16 protein-coding genes and 1 other RNA gene are annotated in these 18250 nt (G+C 41.6%); 10 read left to right on the forward strand and 7 right to left on the reverse strand.

Going from position 1 to position 18250, the window contains the following annotated elements:
• The first annotated feature begins 128 nt into the window (after positions 1–128).
• Positions 129–2114, forward strand: a complete 1986-nt coding sequence (locus tag AC2IOM_RS09295) for a monovalent cation:proton antiporter family protein (RefSeq protein ID WP_105171717.1) — start codon at positions 129–131, stop codon at positions 2112–2114.
• A 16-nt stretch (positions 2115–2130) separates the two neighbouring features.
• Here the strand turns inward: AC2IOM_RS09295 and AC2IOM_RS09300 are convergent, their stop codons facing one another.
• Positions 2131–3288, reverse strand: coding sequence for a patatin-like phospholipase family protein (locus AC2IOM_RS09300; protein WP_486358188.1), 1158 nt, complete (start codon positions 3286–3288; stop codon positions 2131–2133).
• 77 nt (positions 3289–3365) lie between these two features.
• Here AC2IOM_RS09300 and AC2IOM_RS09305 point away from each other — a divergent pair, with 77 nt between their 5' ends.
• From AC2IOM_RS09305 to AC2IOM_RS09345, 9 genes are all read left to right on the forward strand, one after another.
• A complete protein-coding gene (locus AC2IOM_RS09305) occupies positions 3366–4217 on the forward strand; it encodes a DUF3014 domain-containing protein (protein WP_486358189.1) in 852 nt (283 codons plus the stop codon).
• A gap of 125 nt (positions 4218–4342) precedes the next feature.
• An RNA gene (gene ffs, locus AC2IOM_RS09310) (signal recognition particle sRNA small type) lies at positions 4343–4439 on the forward strand.
• Between the two features lie 525 nt (positions 4440–4964).
• A complete protein-coding gene (locus AC2IOM_RS09315) occupies positions 4965–6221 on the forward strand; it encodes an efflux RND transporter periplasmic adaptor subunit (protein ID WP_486358190.1) in 1257 nt (418 codons plus the stop codon).
• Positions 6222–6244: 23 nt separating this feature from the next.
• Positions 6245–6949, forward strand: a complete 705-nt coding sequence (locus AC2IOM_RS09320; protein WP_486358191.1) for an ABC transporter ATP-binding protein — start codon at positions 6245–6247, stop codon at positions 6947–6949.
• A 2-nt stretch (positions 6950–6951) separates the two neighbouring features.
• Positions 6952–8265: an ABC transporter permease gene (locus AC2IOM_RS09325; RefSeq protein WP_486358192.1), complete on the forward strand. Its 1314-nt coding sequence runs from the start codon at positions 6952–6954 to the stop codon at positions 8263–8265.
• Between the two features lie 10 nt (positions 8266–8275).
• On the forward strand, positions 8276–9484 hold the full coding sequence (locus tag AC2IOM_RS09330; RefSeq protein WP_486358193.1) for an ABC transporter permease: 1209 nt from the start codon (positions 8276–8278) through the stop codon (positions 9482–9484).
• Between the two features lie 68 nt (positions 9485–9552).
• Positions 9553–10884, forward strand: coding sequence for a sigma-54-dependent transcriptional regulator (locus tag AC2IOM_RS09335; protein WP_486358194.1), 1332 nt, complete (start codon positions 9553–9555; stop codon positions 10882–10884).
• A gap of 9 nt (positions 10885–10893) precedes the next feature.
• Positions 10894–12216, forward strand: coding sequence for a sensor histidine kinase (locus tag AC2IOM_RS09340; protein ID WP_486358195.1), 1323 nt, complete (start codon positions 10894–10896; stop codon positions 12214–12216).
• A 343-nt stretch (positions 12217–12559) separates the two neighbouring features.
• Entirely contained in the window at positions 12560–13312 is a 753-nt protein-coding gene (locus AC2IOM_RS09345) for a type 2 periplasmic-binding domain-containing protein (RefSeq protein WP_486358196.1), read from the forward strand.
• 16 nt (positions 13313–13328) lie between these two features.
• On the opposite strand, the gene AC2IOM_RS09350 is transcribed toward AC2IOM_RS09345, so the two are convergent.
• The 6 genes from AC2IOM_RS09350 to dinG all read right to left on the reverse strand — a co-directional run bounded on the left by AC2IOM_RS09350 (position 13329) and on the right by dinG (position 18153).
• Complete coding sequence (locus AC2IOM_RS09350) at positions 13329–13493, reverse strand: YbaM family protein (RefSeq protein WP_100913703.1); 165 nt, start codon at positions 13491–13493, stop codon at positions 13329–13331.
• Entirely contained in the window at positions 13486–13758 is a 273-nt protein-coding gene (locus AC2IOM_RS09355) for a late competence development ComFB family protein (RefSeq protein WP_010559742.1), read from the reverse strand. Before AC2IOM_RS09355 ends, AC2IOM_RS09350 begins: the two co-directional genes overlap by 8 nt.
• 61 nt (positions 13759–13819) lie before the next feature.
• Positions 13820–14716, reverse strand: coding sequence for a histone deacetylase family protein (locus tag AC2IOM_RS09360; protein ID WP_486358197.1), 897 nt, complete (start codon positions 14714–14716; stop codon positions 13820–13822).
• A complete protein-coding gene (locus AC2IOM_RS09365; RefSeq protein ID WP_486358198.1) occupies positions 14716–15312 on the reverse strand; it encodes a primosomal replication protein in 597 nt (198 codons plus the stop codon). Before AC2IOM_RS09365 ends, AC2IOM_RS09360 begins: the two co-directional genes overlap by 1 nt.
• On the reverse strand, positions 15305–16081 hold the full coding sequence (locus tag AC2IOM_RS09370) for a sulfite exporter TauE/SafE family protein (RefSeq protein WP_105171707.1): 777 nt from the start codon (positions 16079–16081) through the stop codon (positions 15305–15307). Before AC2IOM_RS09370 ends, AC2IOM_RS09365 begins: the two co-directional genes overlap by 8 nt.
• Entirely contained in the window at positions 16081–18153 is a 2073-nt protein-coding gene (gene dinG / locus AC2IOM_RS09375; protein WP_486358199.1) for an ATP-dependent DNA helicase DinG, read from the reverse strand. Before dinG ends, AC2IOM_RS09370 begins: the two co-directional genes overlap by 1 nt.
• Between the last annotated feature and the right edge of the window lie 97 nt (positions 18154–18250).

An 18250-nucleotide genomic window follows, 5' to 3' on the forward strand; every position in this document is an offset into this window, starting at 1 on the left:
ATCTAAGCCATTTTTATTAAGTGGCAGAAAAACAGACACTTGCTATATTTAATTGATTAGAGAGACTCGCTTCTAATGAATTCGTCATTTTTTCGACATAATGCTTATTACGATGGCAGAGGTGGTGTTTGCAGCATACGTTTGGTGTTTACTTCTATATATTGATTGCCGCTGTGGTTCTGATTTGGCTGTTTAAACGCTTTAATCTGCCACCCATTTTAGCTTATTTAGCGGTGGGCATCCTTGCCGGTAAAGACGGCTTTGCGTGGCTTGAACAAAGTGAACAAATGCACTTTATTGCCGAACTTGGCATCGTTTTTTTGCTGTTTAGCTTAGGGTTAGAGTTTTCAATTCCTCGTTTACTGGCTATGCGCCACATTGTTTTTGGCGTTGGCGTAATGCAAGTCGTAATAACTACCTTAGTGGTTATGGTGCTATTGTGGTTATTTGGAATTTCAATGATAGCGGCGTTTAGCATTGGTAGTTTAGTTGCCTTGTCGTCCACTGCTATTGTGGTTAAACAAGTCAGTGGCTCACCATTATTGCGCTCAAGGCCAGGGCAGCTGGCAATTGGCGTTTTGCTATTTCAAGATATCGCGGTAGTGCCTTTATTAATCGCACTTCCGCTTTTGGCAAATGGCTCAGAGTCGTTATGGACCACCATTTTAACGGCGTTGGCAAAAGGCGGTGTGGTTATTGCGCTATTGATGGCTGTTGGCAAGTGGGTACTACCGAGAATCTTCAGTGAAATAGCGCAAACACGCAGTGATGAGTTATTTGTGTTGACCACCATTTTGGTTGCACTTATTGCGGCAGCGATAACGTCTGCTTTTGGTTTATCCATGGCACTAGGTGCGTTTCTAGCAGGCATGATGTTAGGTGAAAGTGAATATAAACATCAACTAGAAGCCGATATCCGCCCATTTAGAGATATTTTAATGGGGTTATTCTTTATTACCATCGGCATGCAGCTTGATATGGCGTTTGTTGTGGCTAACTTGCAATGGATTGCACTCGGGTTATTTGGCTTGCTGACACTGAAAGTGGCGATTACGTATTTTGTGACGAAAGTGGCTGGCGAAAACCATGAAAATGCGTTGGCAAGTGCACTTATGTTATGCCAAATGGGTGAATTTAGCTTTGTCTTAATATCACTCGCATTAAAATACGCTTTGTTAAATTCGGCGAATGCATCCTTGCTGTTGTCGGTTGGTGTATTAAGTATGGCGATAACGCCTTATTTGGTGGATAACGGTGCTTTGCTGTCGTATAAAATTCTCAACAAAGTTGCCCCTAATTTACTGACAAAAAATAGTCAAAGTTATGACAACGGTGATGCCCAGTTCGACGAGTTTAGTCAACATGTTGTGATTTGTGGCTATGGTCGTGTAGGGCAAATTATCGCGCGTTTTTTAAAAACGGAAGCTATTCCGTTTGTTGCAATAGATAGTGACACAGTGCGCGTTAAAGAGGCGCAAGCCGCTGGAGAAAATATTTATTTTGGTCAGGCAAAGCAAAAAGAGGTGCTAAAAGGTGCCAATATTGCAAAAAGCCGCTTAGTGATTATTACCTTCGCCGATAAAGACAGTGCATTTGCAATTATTAACAGTATTAAGCAGCTTGCGCCTAAGGTTAAAATTTTAGTGCGCATGCGCGATGATAGGTATTTATCTGAGCTTAAAGATAAAGGCGTTACAGAAGTGGTGCCGGAAAAGCTAGAGGCCAGCCTTATGTTGGTATCACATGTACTGTTTTTAACCGGGGTGCCGATGCGTCGTATTTTAAGGCGTGTGCAAGCAGAGCGTAGCAATCGCTATGGCTTACTGCACGGTTATTTCCCAGGTGATAGTACGCCATTGACACCCGATTCATCTGATCACCTTGAATTTTTGCATGCAATCGCGATTACTGAAGATGCCTATGCACGAGGATTATCTTTAGGTGATTTAAACTTAACTAAACGACGAGTCGATGTAACCGGACTTCGCCGTGATGGTAATGAATTAAGTTTCCCGCCAAGTGATACTGTATTAAAAGCGCAGGATATTTTAATTGTGCGCGGCAAACCGCGCCGTGTCGAACGTGCTGAGCGTTTTATACTAGAAGGGCGCTAGCCCGTTTATAGTAAACTTACTGCATATTGGTGAACTCTAAAAACGCCATGATTTCATCTAATTGTGCCAAACCATCTTGGTAGCCAATATCAATTAAATGCTGGGTGTATTCCTTTTCAAAGAGTAAATAACTCACCAGTGACGATTCTGAATGCTTTTTCACACCAATACTGCGCAGTAGCATTTTTATTGGCACAGGCATAGTGTCGTAGTACTGCGTTGCAATGGCATTAAAGTTTTGCGAGGGATTTATCACAAAGTGCGCGATGCGCTTAAGTTCTTTATGTTTATCGCGCGCAGGAATAAGGGACAACGTTCGGTTAATACGTTCTAGCCGTTCAATGTCTGCACGTAAGGTATCGGAGAAAATGGTATCGAGCAAATGGCCGGCAATCGTTGAAATACCGGGGTAGTGTGGCTGAAAACCAAAATATTTATTATCGATAGGTTGCTCAACACCAATTACAAAGACTTTTTCCGCGCCTAAATGAATTGCAGGGCTCAGCGGTGCATGTTGGTGCACCGAGCCATCGCCAAAGTAACCTTGACGAATTTTGGTGCTCGGGAAAACCATAGGAATGGCACTGGATGCCATTAAATGTTCAATATTAATTGTAGTTTTTTCACCACGCCTTTTAGCTCTGCGCCAAGAGTTGGCATGTTTAGCTTGGAAAAACGCGACGGAATCACCGCTCGAATAACTCGAAGCCGTAATCGATAGTGCTTCTAAGTAGTCGTTGCGAATATTATTGTCGATGCGTTTTAAATCGAGCACTGAGCGCAATAATTCTCGTAATGGTTGATTATTGAGCAAGCTCGCAGGTGGGTGGTTTTCATAATCCGACTGAAAACTACGTAACATATTAATAAAAATATGACCAAATACCGATGAAAAGTTGGTGTGATAAACCTGCTCGGTGCGAAAATTTTTCCACACATGTTCTAACTTTTTAACGGCTAGCTGATAGCACGAAGCGTAACAACCGAGCGCCGTTGCATTAATTGCGCCCGCAGATGTGCCATTTATGATGGCAAATGGCGTTACTTGATTACGCGGCAGGCTTTTCGCAATCGCTTTTAAAACGCCTACTTGATAAGCCGCTCGTGCGCCACCACCTGTAAGTAGTAATGCAATTTTTGTTTTATGTTTTGAACTATTCCCGCTACTATTCATCAGATACTTTGTATTCTCCCTTTATTGTTAATTTAGAGCACTTTAGATCTAAAATAAATATTTGAACAGTGAAAAATATGACAACGAATTCTCAAAATAAATTACCTTACATTGTCGGACTCTCTCTGGTAGCAATCGTGATTGCGGTAGCAGCCATGCAATTAATGAAAGGCGACAAACCAGTAGAGCCGGGTGAACGGCAAGTAATTGAATTGCCACAACCCACTGATCCTGTAGAGACAGAGCAAGAAACACAAGTTGTGACCAACGATCCTGTAATTGAACCAGTTGTTGAGCAAGTGGTTGTAACTAAAGAGCCTGAAGTTGAAGAGCCAGTAACGCCAGAAGTGACACGTGTGTTACCTTCGCTTGATGATAGCGATTCAGTTGTACGAGAGTCGCTGGCGGATGTTGTATCAGTGAACTTGTTAAAGCTTGTAGTTAGCGATGATTTAATTCGCCGCGCGGTGGTTTACACCGAAAACTTAGCGGACGGTAAGCTTGCTAAAAAACATCAAATGTTTGTTGCGCCAAAACAGCCGTTTAGCGTAAACGACGGTGCAATTATTACCGTAAATCCAGAGAGTTTTGAACGCTACGATCCGTATGTCAGCTTATTTACTAAGCTTTCAGAAAAACAAATTATCGCATTAATTGATGAGTATAAGCCGCTGATCCAAGATGCTTATGACGAGATTGGTTTATCGGATTATGAATTTGAACAGCGCCTTGCACTGGCGATTCAGCATTTACTTGATACTCCAGCTGTTCCACTAGATACGCCGCTTACAAGTCAGTCTGTAACATATAAATATGCGGTACCTGAGTATGAAGCCTTATCTGATGCACAAAAACAGCTACTGCGTTTAGGTCCAGATAATATGGCGCAGGTGAAAACCAAGTTATCGCGTTTGTTAAAACAGCTTTAAGGTTAATTGTTGCGCAGTTGATTAGCATGCACAAAGTTTTGCTTGAACTTCATCAGTAAAATAGTGATAATCCCTGCGCGCAGTTGAGCAAAACCCTTTGTTTAACTGCGTTATTATGGTGATCTTATTGGTCCTCCCGCAATAATAGCGCGTGAATCTGGTCAGGCCCGGAAGGGAGCAGCCACAGCGTGTGACTTATGTGCCGGGATGTGGCTGGTAAGATTGCCACCCAACTTCTCTCGTTTATTTTTCAGTGTTTAGCTTCTCAGTTTCTACTTTCTCATTGATCCTTAGTTATATTTTCTTATTTTACTCCTTTGCTTAACAGTCATTATTAAATAGTCACGCCTTGTATTTACTTAGCACTTAGCAACGCAATACGCTTGTTTAAATAGTTGTGTTTCGAATACGTCTTTTTTCTCTTTCTTATTTTTTGTTTTTGTTTGTGTGCTTCTGTTCTATCTAGCTATTAGTTTTTATTCGGTTAATTGATGACACTTTAAAAGTGTCCGTTGCGGACACTTTTTCTGTCCGCGGACAATCTGATTTTTGCATTTTCAAAGTTAACCTATTGAAATTGTTTTAAATTAAAATTTGGCATGCAACTGGTATTAAGTTAATCAGTTTATCGTTTAGGAATAGAACAATGGTAGTAATGTCCGCTTTCTTTATTGTGCCAGCGTTTATGTTATTGGCTTCATTGTTTATCAGCGTATTTGAACAACACACACGATTTTAGGGAAAAACATGATTAAAGATACCAGTGGCCAAGATCAAGTAATCAAACAAAAGCCAAAACTATTAAAACCGGCTTTAGCAATTACGTTAATGCTATCTGTTGTTACATGGACGGGGGTTGCCATGTTTAACAGCGATAACGCCAGTATGTCGATAGATAAAGCGCAGCTGCAGTTAGCAAAAGTAGAGCGTGGTAACCTTGTTCGTGATGTTGCTGCAACCGGTAAAATTGTAGCGGCGAATGCACCAAAAGCGTATAGCCCTGAACAAGGCTTTGTCTCATTGAATGTAAAAGCAGGCGACACAGTTGAAAAAGGTCAAGTGATTGCTGAGGTTGAAAGTCCTGAGCTTAACAATAGCTTAAAACAACAAGAGTCAGAATTGGCTAGGCTCAAGGGCGAACTTGCACGAAGTGAATTGGCGGCCAGACGTCACGCTTTAGCACTTACTAAAACACTTGATTTAGCCCAAGTAGAGCTAAACGCAGCAGAGCGCGAAAATCGCCGCGCTCAACTTTCAATTGAAAAGCGTTTGATCAGCCAAATCGATTTAGAAAAAGCGGTTGATGATTTAGCCAAAGCCAAGCTCACTTATAAACATGCACAACAAGAAGTTGAGTTGGCAAAAGATACCTTGTCATTCGAGCTTCAATCATCAAAAAGCCAAGTAGCAAGGCAGCAGCTGGTGGTTGATGAGTTGCAGCGTAAAGTGGGAAATTTAGCAATAAAAGCCAGTGTATCGGGCATTGTTGGTAATTTATTGGTACAGCCAAAGGCGATGGTGGTAAAAAATCAAGCCTTGTTAACGCTTGTCGATTTATCGGCATTTGAAGCTGAGCTGCAAGTGCCAGAAAGCTACGCGAATGACTTAGGCATAGGCATGACGGTTGAATTAAAAATTGGTTCAGAGCAAATCACAGGGCAACTCTCGGCAATTTCGCCAGAAGTAAACAATCGTGAAGTGACCACTCGAGTGCGTTTTGAAACCAGCGATATTAGTAATATTCGTCAAAACCAGCGATTGTCAGGGCGCATTCTACTTGAAAATCGAAGTGATATTTTAATGGTAAGACGCGGTGGGTTTTTAAATGCAGGGGGTTATGTTGCATACAAGATTAACGGCGACCTTGCACAAAAAACAGAAATTACCACAGGCGTTACCAGTATTAATCATGTAGAGGTGTTAGCTGGGTTAGACGCAGGCGACGAAATAATTATTTCAAACTACGACACATTCAAAAACGCGGATGCGCTATTGCTACGCTAATCAACAGGAAAGAAGGCAAAAAAATGTTAAAAATGAATAATATAAGCAAGGTGTATCAAACAGAAATGGTACAAACTCATGCACTTCGTGGTTTTAATTTAAGTGTTGAAGAAGGGGAGTTTATTGCCGTTACAGGGCCATCGGGTTCAGGCAAAACGACCTTTTTAAATATCGCCGGCATGCTAGAGCCATTTACCAGCGGCGAGTATTTGTTAGATGGTATTGATGTTGGTAAGTTAAATGACAATCAACGTGCAGATCTGCGCAATCAAAAAATTGGGTTTATTTTCCAAGGATTTAATTTAATTCCAGACCTTAATTTATATGAAAACATCGAAGTGCCATTGCGCTACCGCGGGATTAAAGCTGCAGAGCGAAAGCGCCGGATTGAACAATGTTTAGAGCAAGTGGGACTTGCAAGTCGCGCGAAACATTTACCGCAGCAACTTTCTGGTGGACAACAACAGCGGGTTGCAATTGCCCGTGCCCTTGCTGGTGAGCCTCGTTTTTTACTTGCTGATGAACCAACAGGTAACTTAGATAGCTTAATGGCACGTCAAGTAATGGAATTACTTGAGCAAATCAATCGCGATGGCGCAACCATTATTATGGTTACTCATGATGCAGAGCTCGCACGTCGTGCACCACGCAATATTCAAGTTGTTGACGGTCAGCTTGCCGATTTTACCTTGTATCAAGGTAATCCTAATGTGGCTGTAGGAGCATAACCATGTTGAGTCATTATATTGATTTAAGCTGGCGGAGCTTCAAGCGGACGCCGCTAGTCAGCTTTCTAATGGTGCTGGCAATTGCTATTGGCATAGGTGTCACTATGACGAGTCTATCTGTGTATCACATGATGTCGATGGACCCAATTCCTAATAAAAGTAATAAGTTGTTTGCTGTTCAATTGCAAATTATGGATGAGGTTGAAACATGGTTCTCGTCAGATGATTTGCCTTATCAGTTAACCTATAAAGATACAACTAATCTGCTCAATGCAGATTTACCGTACAAACGCGCAGCCATGATGAAAACGGGATTTTCGGTACATTTAAACTCAGATAAGGTTAAACCGTTTTTGGAAACTACCCGCGCCTTTTCGCGTGATGCATTTGAAATGTTTAATTTATCGTTTATTCATGGCGGTGTATGGAGTATTGAGCAAGAAGAAAGCGCTGCACCTGTGGTGGTGATATCTCAAAGCATGAGTAAAAAGCTATTTGGCAGCGACAACAGTGTCGGCCAAACGCTTTATCTTGACGATCTCAGTATGCGCGTTGTCGGTGTGATTAAAGACTGGCAGTTACACGTTAAATATTATGATTTAAACAATGGTTCATTTAACGATCCTGAACAAATTTTTATTCCGTTTTCGTTAATTAAAGCGAATGAAATTAATACCTGGGGTAATACCAATGGTTGGAAGCATGAAGTTGTAAAAACGTTCACAGATAAATTAAATTCAGAAAAAGTATGGTTACAGTTTTGGGTGCAGCTCAATAACGCCGCTGAAAAGCAAGCTTACGGTGAATATTTGGCAAACTATATTGCACAGCAGCAAACTCAAGGGCGCTTTAACCGTAAAGATGCCCAGTACAAACTAAGAGATGTAAATGAGTGGATTGCTTACTGGGAAGTTGTGAACGAAGACAACAAAATAATGGTCGCACTGAGCTTTATGTTTTTGGCGGTATGTATTGCCAATATTTTAGGGCTACTGCTCGCCAAGTTTTTACGTCGTGCACCTGAAGTTGGTGTTAGGCGCGCGCTAGGCGCAAGCAAACGTCAGGTGTTTTATCAGCATATTGTTGAGGTGGCGATGCTTGGTTTATTTGGCGGTGTAGTCGGGATTTTAATTGCACAACTCGGCCTTTTGGGTATTCGCCAAAGTTATAGTTATTACGACAGTCTTGCCAATATGGACTTTATTATGTTGCTAACCGCGCCGGTTATCGCGATTGTTGCGTGCATAATAGCGGCATTGTATCCCGCGTGGCTGGTGTGCAAAACTAATCCATCGACGTATTTGAAAACCCAATAAGGACCGTATTATGTTAGAAATTAAGCCTATTTTTAATGCGCTGTTACGCTCCAAAGTGGGAGCCGTGTTATTGCTTATTCAAATTGCAATTACCACTGCAATCGTCAGTAACGCCGCGTTTATTATTAACGACCGTATTGAATATTTAAATCAACCCACCGGTTACGAAGAAGACAATATGTTTAAATTTAATGTGATGATGTTTGGTACCGATGTGGATTTAATCCAGCAGGTTGAACTTGATGAAGCGACGTTGCGTCAAATGCCAGGTGTTGTAAATGCCGTGCATATAAACGCTGTACCTTTATCTGGCGGCGGTTCTTCAACGACATTTCGTTTAAAGCCTGCGCCTGATAAAGCGAAAACAGATAACGCCAGTTATTTTGAAACCGATGAGCATGGTTTAGATACATTGGGTGTAGAGCTTATCGCAGGGCGCAACTTTACCCAAGACGAAGTCGTTATAAATCGAGATTTTAGCAAACACCCGAATGTGGCATTAGCGACAAAAGCATTGATGGACGAGTTTTTCCCCGATGGCGACGGGCTAGGTAAAATTCTGTATATGGGCGACCAACCGCTAAAAGTGGTTGGTATTATCGGCATGATGAAAGGGCCATGGTTAAAGTTAGAAGAGCGCAAAGATAAATCAGTAATTTTGCCATTGCTATACCCTCATAAGTTACAGCAATTTTTAGTACGCACTGAACCGGGTCAACGCGCTGAGGTAATGAAGCAAATTGAAAGCGTTATGCATCAAAACTACGGCAAACGCGTTATTCAAGACTTAACAGGGTTAGATAAGAAAAAAGCGAATTATGTAGCGGAAGATTTATTAATGATGCGTATGTTGGTGATTCTAATCAGTGTACTGGTATTAGTGACCGCGCTAGGTATTTTTGGTTTAACCCTGTTTAATATTAATAAGCGTACAAAACAAATAGGTACACGACGTGCCCTAGGCGCGCGAAAATCCGCAATTGTTAAGTTTTTTGTGGTTGAAAATAGCATTATTTGTTTGGCTGGCTTAGTGTTAGGTGTGTGTGGCGCAGTCGTTTTAGGCCAACAATTAATGACCCAATACTCGGTACCAGCGCTATCGTATGAGTATGTAGCAATCACCGCGTTAGGCGTATTTGTGATGAGCTTACTTGCAGTAATCGGCCCAGCTAAGCGCGCGGCCAATATTGCGCCAAGTATTGCGACACGAACGATTTAACCATTTGCAATGTCTTCGTGCTACACTCAGAACCGTCGGTGTAGCACGAATAAATAAAAGAAAAACAAATGGATAAAATTCTAATCATTGATGATAACCCAGCCGTTCTTGATGCATTATCACTGCTTTTGGAAATTCATGGCTATGATGTCGTAACGGCCAAAACGCCGTTTGAGGCAGAGCAAACGGTACGTTATCAACGTATCGCGTTGGCGATTCAAGACATGAACTTTGCCGCTGATACCACCTCTGGAGAAGAGGGAATTAGCCTTTTCTATACGCTACGTCAATTAAATGCAAACCTACCGATCATTCTCATTACAGCCTGGACTGAACTTGAAACCGCAATCGAGTTAGTTAAAGCAGGCGCTGCTGATTACATTGCCAAACCATGGGATGACAACAAGTTACTTACCACCATTGCAAATTTAGTCGCGTTAGGCAAAGCGCAGCAAGATAATGCAGTATTAGCGCGGCAGCACGATGAACGCCACTTACCACATCAACAAGCTAATTTAGCAGGGCTGATCTATGCAAGCACCGCGATGGAGCGGGTGGTAGACATGGCACTGCAATTAGCTAAGTCAGATGTATCTGTGTTGATCACAGGCCCTAATGGCAGTGGTAAAGAGCGCATCGCTGAAATTATTCAACTTAACTCAAATTTAGCCCATCAACCATTTATTAAAGTGAATGCAGGCGCATTACCCGGAGAGTTAATTGAAGCCGAGTTATTTGGCGCGGAAGCGGGTGCCTACACCGGCGCTAATAAACAGCGTATTGGACGTTTTGAGGCAGCCGATGGCGGTACTTTATTTTTAGATGAAATTGGTAATTTACCACCTTCAGGTCAAATGAAGCTATTACGCGTGCTGCAAACTGGCGAGTTTGAGCGTTTGGGTTCAGTACAAACAAAGCAGGTCAAAGTACGGGTTATTTCGGCAACCAATGCTGATTTACAGCACGATATTAAAGCGGGGCGCTTTAGAGAAGATCTCTATTATCGCCTCAATGTCATTGAGTTACGCCTGCCGCCGTTGGCTGAGCGAAAAGACGATATTATGCCGCTCGTTAAACACTTTTTACCAAATCGAGAGTGTGGATTAGCAACTGAACAAGCGCTGGTAAATTACCCTTGGCCGGGCAATGTACGCGAGCTTGAAAATGCCTGTAAACGCGCTGCAGTACTAAAGCCAAGTGGTCCATTAGCATTAGCGGATTTTGGCTTGGCGACAGCAACGAATGAGGTAAAAACCGCGCTTAATCACGAGCCAAATAAAATAGAAATCGAAGCGGCGATGCGCGAATATCACGGTGTTATTGCAAAGGTGGCTCGTCATTTTGGCTTATCTCGCCAAGCGCTTTATCGTCGTTTGCAAAAATTTGATATTGAGTATTGATAACACATTATGAAAACTGTTTTTGCTCATTATCGTACCCAAACCAAATTGCAGTTGGCGGTTGTAATAAGCCTTATTCTGGTGCTGATCCCATTATTACTGGTACTGGATGTCTCGCTGACACAAAGTGTCGTGGTTATATTAATTACTCTGTGCGCGGCATGGTTTATTAGCGGCCTACTCACGCAATCGGTCAGCTCAGGCATTCAAGCCCTTGAAACCGGATTGTTAAATTTCAAAGATGGTGAATTTTCTAGCCTACTAGCATACGATGCGCCCGACGAATTAGGCCGCCTTTGCCACATTTACAATCAAACAGCAGACCATTTACGCCAAGAAAAGCAGTGGATTTATCAACGAGAATTAATGTTGGACAAAGTACTGCAATCTTCTCCTCAAGCTTTAGTGCTGATTGATAGCAATGATTATGTGGTGTTTAGTAACCACAGTGCTAATCGATTATTTAATAGTGAACACAAACTTGAGGGCTTACAGCGTGAAGAACTCTACAACGCCGCCAATGAACAAATAAAACAAGCAATGGAAGCGGGCAGAGATGGTTTGTTCCACTTACAGCACGAAAAAGATGAAAGTGAAACATGGCATCTGTCTACAGGGCAATTTCTATTAAACAATCACCAACACCGCTTGTATATTTTTAAACAGCTTACGCGCGAATTAAGTCGTCAGGAAGTCGCGGTATGGAAGAAAGTAATACGTATTATTAGCCATGAATTAAATAACTCGTTAGGGCCAATGTCATCGATGTTGCACAGTGGCAAGTTATTATCGGAAAATGTGGATGAGCCGCGATTAGGACGTGTGTTCTCAACATTGCAGGAGCGGATCAGTCACCTGAATGAGTTTGTTCAGGGGTATGGTAAGTTTGCCAAACTACCATTGCCAAAATTGGAGTTGCTTGATTGGCAAAGTATGCTGAGCAATGTGCAGCAGCAATATGCCTTTAAACTTGACGGGCACGTGCCAAAGCACCGATGTTTTGCTGATCATATTCAACTTGAACAATTGTTGATTAACTTACTCAAAAACGCTCATGAATCCGGTTCGAAACCGCAAGAAATTGCGGTTAGTATTGAGAATAAACAAAGTGGCACCGTTATCAGCGTGATCGATGCGGGCCCCGGCATGAGCGAAGCAGTTATGGCAAGTGCATTAATTCCATTTTACTCAACGAAAGCCAGCGGCAGTGGTTTAGGTTTGGCGCTGTGTCGTGAAATTGCCGAAGCTCATCATGGCCAGCTCAGTTTGCATAATCGTTCAGGTGGCAAAACGGGCTTAGTGGTAAAAGTATTTTTACCTCATGTAAAATAAATAGGTAGTCACTGAAGGTGTTAAATCACCTTTGATCTTCTTTTATCAAGGTGATTTATAACTTAGGCTGTTATTTGTATCAAAAGCATAAGCTAAACAAAATATAAACTGACCTAGGTTACAATAACTAAAACCGGTTGTTTGTCCCCAAATTATGCAGCGTGTCTCTAATCAATAGCTTCTTTTATAAAATTTTGTTAAATTTTTATGACTGGTTTAGATAAACAGCAATAAGCACGTTAAATATTACTTCCCCAGCAGGTTACCTTTGAAATTCCCGTTCACTAAATTTAGCATTTTTGTTTTTATTTGTTGGTGTTTGCCAGCCACAGCAAAAATAATATTGCACACTGATAATGCACATGATTTAGCAAGCTTTAAACAAAGTGACATGCGCAGCTTATCGTCTGAAACAAATATCTTAGCCTTAACACAGCAAACGCATAAATTACATTTTGAGTTTGTGCCACTTAAGCGTTCGTTAAAGTTTATGGCAAAAGGCCAATCGATTTGCATTACGAATAAAATCAAAACGCATCAGCGCGCTCAGCAATTTATCTTTAGTAAACCCATTAATTTGTTTTTGGGCAGACGGCTCTATCAGTTCTCAGATTTATCGTCGCAAGGTATTAACGAGCCGATTAGCTTGGCTGAATTGTTTGTGCAGTATCCACAACGACGCTTAATTGTGTCAGACCAGATTTCATACGGCGATAAATTAGATCAGCAAATTACCAAATTGCCTGAGCAAAACAAGATTGTGCGACGCGGTGCATCTCATGTGCAAGGTATACTGGATATGTTTAGCGAAAAACGCGGTGAATACGCGCTTTTTTATCCACTCGAAATGAGTGCGAAGCAATGGCAAGAATCAACGGTAAGTTATACGGTTGCAGGCATTGAACCATATCTTTTAGGCCGTTTAATGTGTGTAAATAACTCGGAAACACGGCAGTTTATTAAAAAAGTGAATAAGCAAATTGATACATTAAATCAAGACGGGGCGTTATTGCGTGCTCATCTTAAATACTATCATAGTGATTTTCATCAAGACGTCACACGCTTTGTAACTGCTGAGTTTTTAGCTCCGCACTAGTTAACCAAAATACGGGTTAAGTCGCTTGCTCTTGGCATTTTTGCTTAAAGTCTTTTTGTACAATTTCAAGCGCTTGCAGTACGGTTTTAGCATCAAGTTCATGTTGTTCTAGCAGCATTATTAAATCTACTGCTAATTGAACGTGTTTAGGCGCGTTTGCTAGGGTATTGCTTTCAGTCATCACTGTTACCACGTTTTGCAACGGCAGCGGTTGCAAACTCAATCGCGTCTCTTACGCGCTGTTCCATTTCTAAGCGTTCACTTTGCGATGAATAAAACGCCATATCCACTTCAAAGCGAATGTATCGTGATGGCAATTGATTCAATGCAGTACAACAAAAATCAGCCAATGTGTCGTTGTCATACTTAGCTTCAATTTTTTGCTTTTCAATTTCGTCGATTAATAATTTTTCGTAATAATTATGAATATCGTCATGTAATTTCATGCTATTCCTTAAGATTACTTAATGTGACTGTTCTTAGTATTGCTTATATCTTAGGAATCGTCTATCCATTTGTCATGCTTAAATATAGTTGTTTATGAACATTTACTAGGTTGCCAACATTTCGCTGGTAACCGCCACCTGACGCCGTAAAAAGAGGGAGATCATGAGATGCACAAAACGAGATCACGCTTTGTTCGCGCTGTTTTACGCCCGCTAAACTGACGTTGAAATAGCCCAGCTCGTCGCCGCTATAAATATCGGCCCCGGCATTGTAGAGCACGATATCAGGTTGCTCTACAAGCAATGTAAGCAAGCATTGCTGTAACATGGTTTGGTATTCTTGGTCATTAGCGTGTTTATTGAGCGTAAAATCGTAATCTGAATGTTGCTTTTTGGCTGGGAAGTTTTGCTCACAGTGCAATGAAATTGTGACGATATCGTCCATCGCTTGTGCGCATACCGCTGAACCATCACCTTGGTGTACATCAAGGTCGAGAATAACAACTTTGCTTACTAGGTTGTTATCAAGTAAATGGCGCGCGGCAATTACCAAATCATTAAAAATGCAAAAGCCACTACCAAAGCTAGGGAAGCTATGGTGATACCCGCCGCTTATTTGACTTGCGATTTGTGTTTCAAGCGCAAGCTTTGCTCCTTGAATTGATGCGCCAATTGAATAAAGTGTGCGTTCAACAAGTTGTGGCGACCACGGAAACCCCATTTTACGTATCGCTTTTGGCTCAAGGGTGCCTGTTACAAACTGCTGTACAAAAATAGGGCAGTGTACTTTGCTAATATCATCTAAACTTGCTTTTTTTGGCGTGATAAAGCGAAATTGCTCAGCCAATTCATGCTTAATAAACTGGTAGAGCAATTGGTATTTTTCAATCGGAAAGCGATGGTTGTCGGGCAGTGATAAAGATGAGTAACTAGGGTGATAGAAAATCGGTATGGTCATTATCGGTTTGATTTCTCCGCCAGTTGAATTTTTTCCTCGACAGCCGTAATGGCCTTACGGCAACGGCCCAACCTGCCATGCAGCACAAGAATTTCGTTATTTAACACCTTGGCGCGCTCAGTACTGCAGTTTATTTTTTCGTTTTGCCTAAGTTCAATCATTTCTTGTAAGCGACGCTCAAACTCATGATTTTGAGATAGTTCACGATACAACTCTTGCGATGATTGAATGATTTTTTTAACTGCTTTTTTATAGCGGGTAACCGGCTTAAATTGTTGTTCTTTTTGCCAAACGCTGGTGGCTTTTAATGCAGTGATAATAGCGTCAATTTGCTGTGAAATTGACTCAAGGGCAAAACGCTGAGCATGTCTTCGTTCACTTGAGGGAAGTGCGTCGATGTTATCAAATACTTCACTTAAGTAATCGCTTAACTTTACGCTTTTAGTGCGAAATAGGTGGTGTTCAAATAAACCGTGTTGGTTTTTAACAAAGCGCTCACTTTTAAACAAATTTTGCTGGTCAAACTGTTGGCAGCTAATTTTTAAGCGTTCAACTTGGTTTTTAAGCGTTTCGACTTGTGCACTTGTTTTAAGCATAGACATCTAAAATCAATTTTATGGCCAACACAATGACAACGGTATTGAACACAGGTTTAATTAACTTGCTGCCGAATTTTATTGCCGAATGTGCGCCTATCCATGCACCAAGCATGATAAATGCGCCCATGGTTAAACCTAACATAAAATGCACATGGCCAAGGGCTATAAAGGTAGCTAGCGATACCACATTACTAATGAAGTTCATCGAACGTGCTAAACCGCAATTAAGCAATATACCCATTTTATACAAAAAGCTGTTTGAAGCGGTCCAAAATGTGCCTGCACCAGGCCCTGCAACGCCATCGTAAAAGCCAAGAATAAGCCCTTGCCAGCTTTGCTTTACTTTTAGCTGTGAGTTTTGACTTGGCAGCTGCATATTTTCTGCGAATTGGCTTTTATTAAATAAGCTATATATTGCCACCACAATAATCACCACAGGTAGCAATAAGTTAAGAAACTCTTGGGTAAGAAAATCAACAATTAATGTACCAAAGATTGCACCTAGGGCAGTTGCACAGGCTGATACCAGCCAAAAACGTGGGTTAAAAAGCTTTTTTTTGTAATACGTAAAACTTGCAGTAAATGACCCAAAACTAGCGGCTAGCTTGTTGGTACCGAGTGCTAAATGTGGTGGCAGGCCAGCGGTTAAAAGGGCAGGCACGGTTAACATACCGCCACCACCGGCAACAGCGTCTATAAACCCTGCGGCCAATGCTGCGGAGCAAAGCACAAGCCAAGTTGTTGGCTCTAAAGCTAGTTCTATCATTAATACTCGATTTTTCGTTTGAACGGGGGCAGCGAATCTAACATGGCTTTACCGTAGCGCTTGGTAACTAAGCGTCTGTCTAAAATGGTTATTTCACCACTATCAGATTCTTTACGAAGCAGTCTACCACAGCTTTGTACTAATTTCTTTGCCGCTTCGGGTACGGTGATAGACAAAAATGGATTACCACCTTTCGTTTCGATATATTCACTTTGTGCTTGCTCTATCGGCGAGGTGGGCACTGCAAATGGGATTTTGGTGATGATCAAGTTTGTCAGTAAATCACCTGGTAGGTCTAACCCTTCTGAAAAACTTTGGGTGCCAAACAAAATTGACCCTTTTCCATTTTTAACTTTGTCGCGATGAAGCGTAAGTAATGCATCGCGAGAGGCCTCTCCTTGCAGTAATAAACTGAAGCCTTTTTTTCTAAGACCCTCTGCCACTTGGTTCATTTGCCAATAAGAGGCAAATAACACCAAGTTTGCCTGATCTTTTTTAATGTAATTGGGCAGAGTTTTAATTAACTCATCGCTGAATTCTTTATGATTTGGCTCTTTGCTGATGTTAGGAATAGTCAGCACAGCATTTTCTTTATAATCAAAAGGCGATTGCGCTTTGATGTACTTAACCCCTTCGATAGGTTTTAAGCCCGCTTCAAAAGCAAAGTGGTCAAATGAACCTAGTGCCGATAAGGTAGCGGAGCAAAGTACCGCACCTGCACATTCCTGCCATAGCTTATCGTGTAAATAATAGCCGACTTGAATAGGGCAGTCTGCTAACAGGTAATCAACGTGATTTTTGTATTCAAGTTGCTTAAGCCAGCGTGCATGGGGAGGATTAGATTGTTCAATAGATAAGTTTCCCCATAACTTAGCGAAGCCATCTAGGCGCGTTAAGTAATGCCCGCTTTCAGATAGCAGTGGCTCGGCGACTTTTTTACTCACGTCGCCATCAGACAAATCTAAGGTAAGCGCGTCGTGCATTTTGGTAAGAAATTTAAGCATGTTGTTTGATGATTGCTTTAAATCTTTCACCCAATTGCTGATACCTTTTGGTAACTGCCCTTGCTCAAAACGGTGCACATTATCTTCATTAAATTCAAAGTAATTATCGGCAAAAAACGTTTTCACATTTTTTAAGTCTTTTGCACTGTCGTTGATCGCGTCTGCAAGTTTAAAGTTGAGACCCGTTGCCCGTGTTGAGCTAATCGCATTAGCCATTTTTTGGTTAAATTTAGCTAGCTTATCTAACCACTCTAAGGTAGCTACTAAAGTACTTGATGCGGATGAAAAGTCGCGTGCTACTTGCGGCAAATGATGTGCTTCATCGATTACGTAAATACTATCTGCCGGTTCAGGTAAAATAACCCCACCACCGAGCTCTAGATCAGCGAGTAATAATGAGTGGTTTACAATAATCACATCAGCTTTGGCTAAACGATCGCGAGCACTATGAAACGGACAGTGTGCATGGCTAGCCAATTGACGTTGGCATGAGTGTTTGTCACTTTGAATTAAACGCCATACATTGTCGGAGATGACTTTAGGCCAAGTATCTCTATCGCCTTGCCATGTGCCTTTCTTATAGGCGGCTTGCAGTTGTTTTAAACTATCTTGCTCTTTTTCATTCAGTGGCGCATCGGTGGTCGCTAAAAAATTAAGCTGTGATGGATCGTCAACGAGCGCGTTGTATAAACGCTCAGCGCAAACATAACGCTGACGTCCCTTTGCGAGCTCAAAGCTAATTTCAATCCCTGAATTTTTTGCAAAAAATGGCAGCTCTTTATTGATTAATTGCTCTTGTAACGCAACTGTGGCGGTTGAAATGATCAGGTTTTTTTTGTGCTGCTTTGCGTAGGGAATCGCACCAATACAATATGCTAACGATTTGCCTGTACCTGTGCCAGCTTCTATTACTGCAATGCGCTCTGTGCGGTGGTAGTTTCCCGCTAAGGTTTTAGCGATTTCTGCCACTAAGTAATTTTGACTCGGACGTGAGCGGTAATCAGGTAATTTGGCTGCAATATTAGTATGAATAGTGCGAATGGTTTTTTTTAGGGAGTCAGCCAGCATGTTAGGTCCGAGAAAAGGCGTTTTCGCGATTTTAAAGGTGCTTGTAATTAATAACAATGCAATACAGGCATTTTTTCTTTTGTTAGACTGTCGCGAT

The sequence above is a fragment of the Pseudoalteromonas sp. NS-SX12 genome (genome assembly GCF_057367955.1).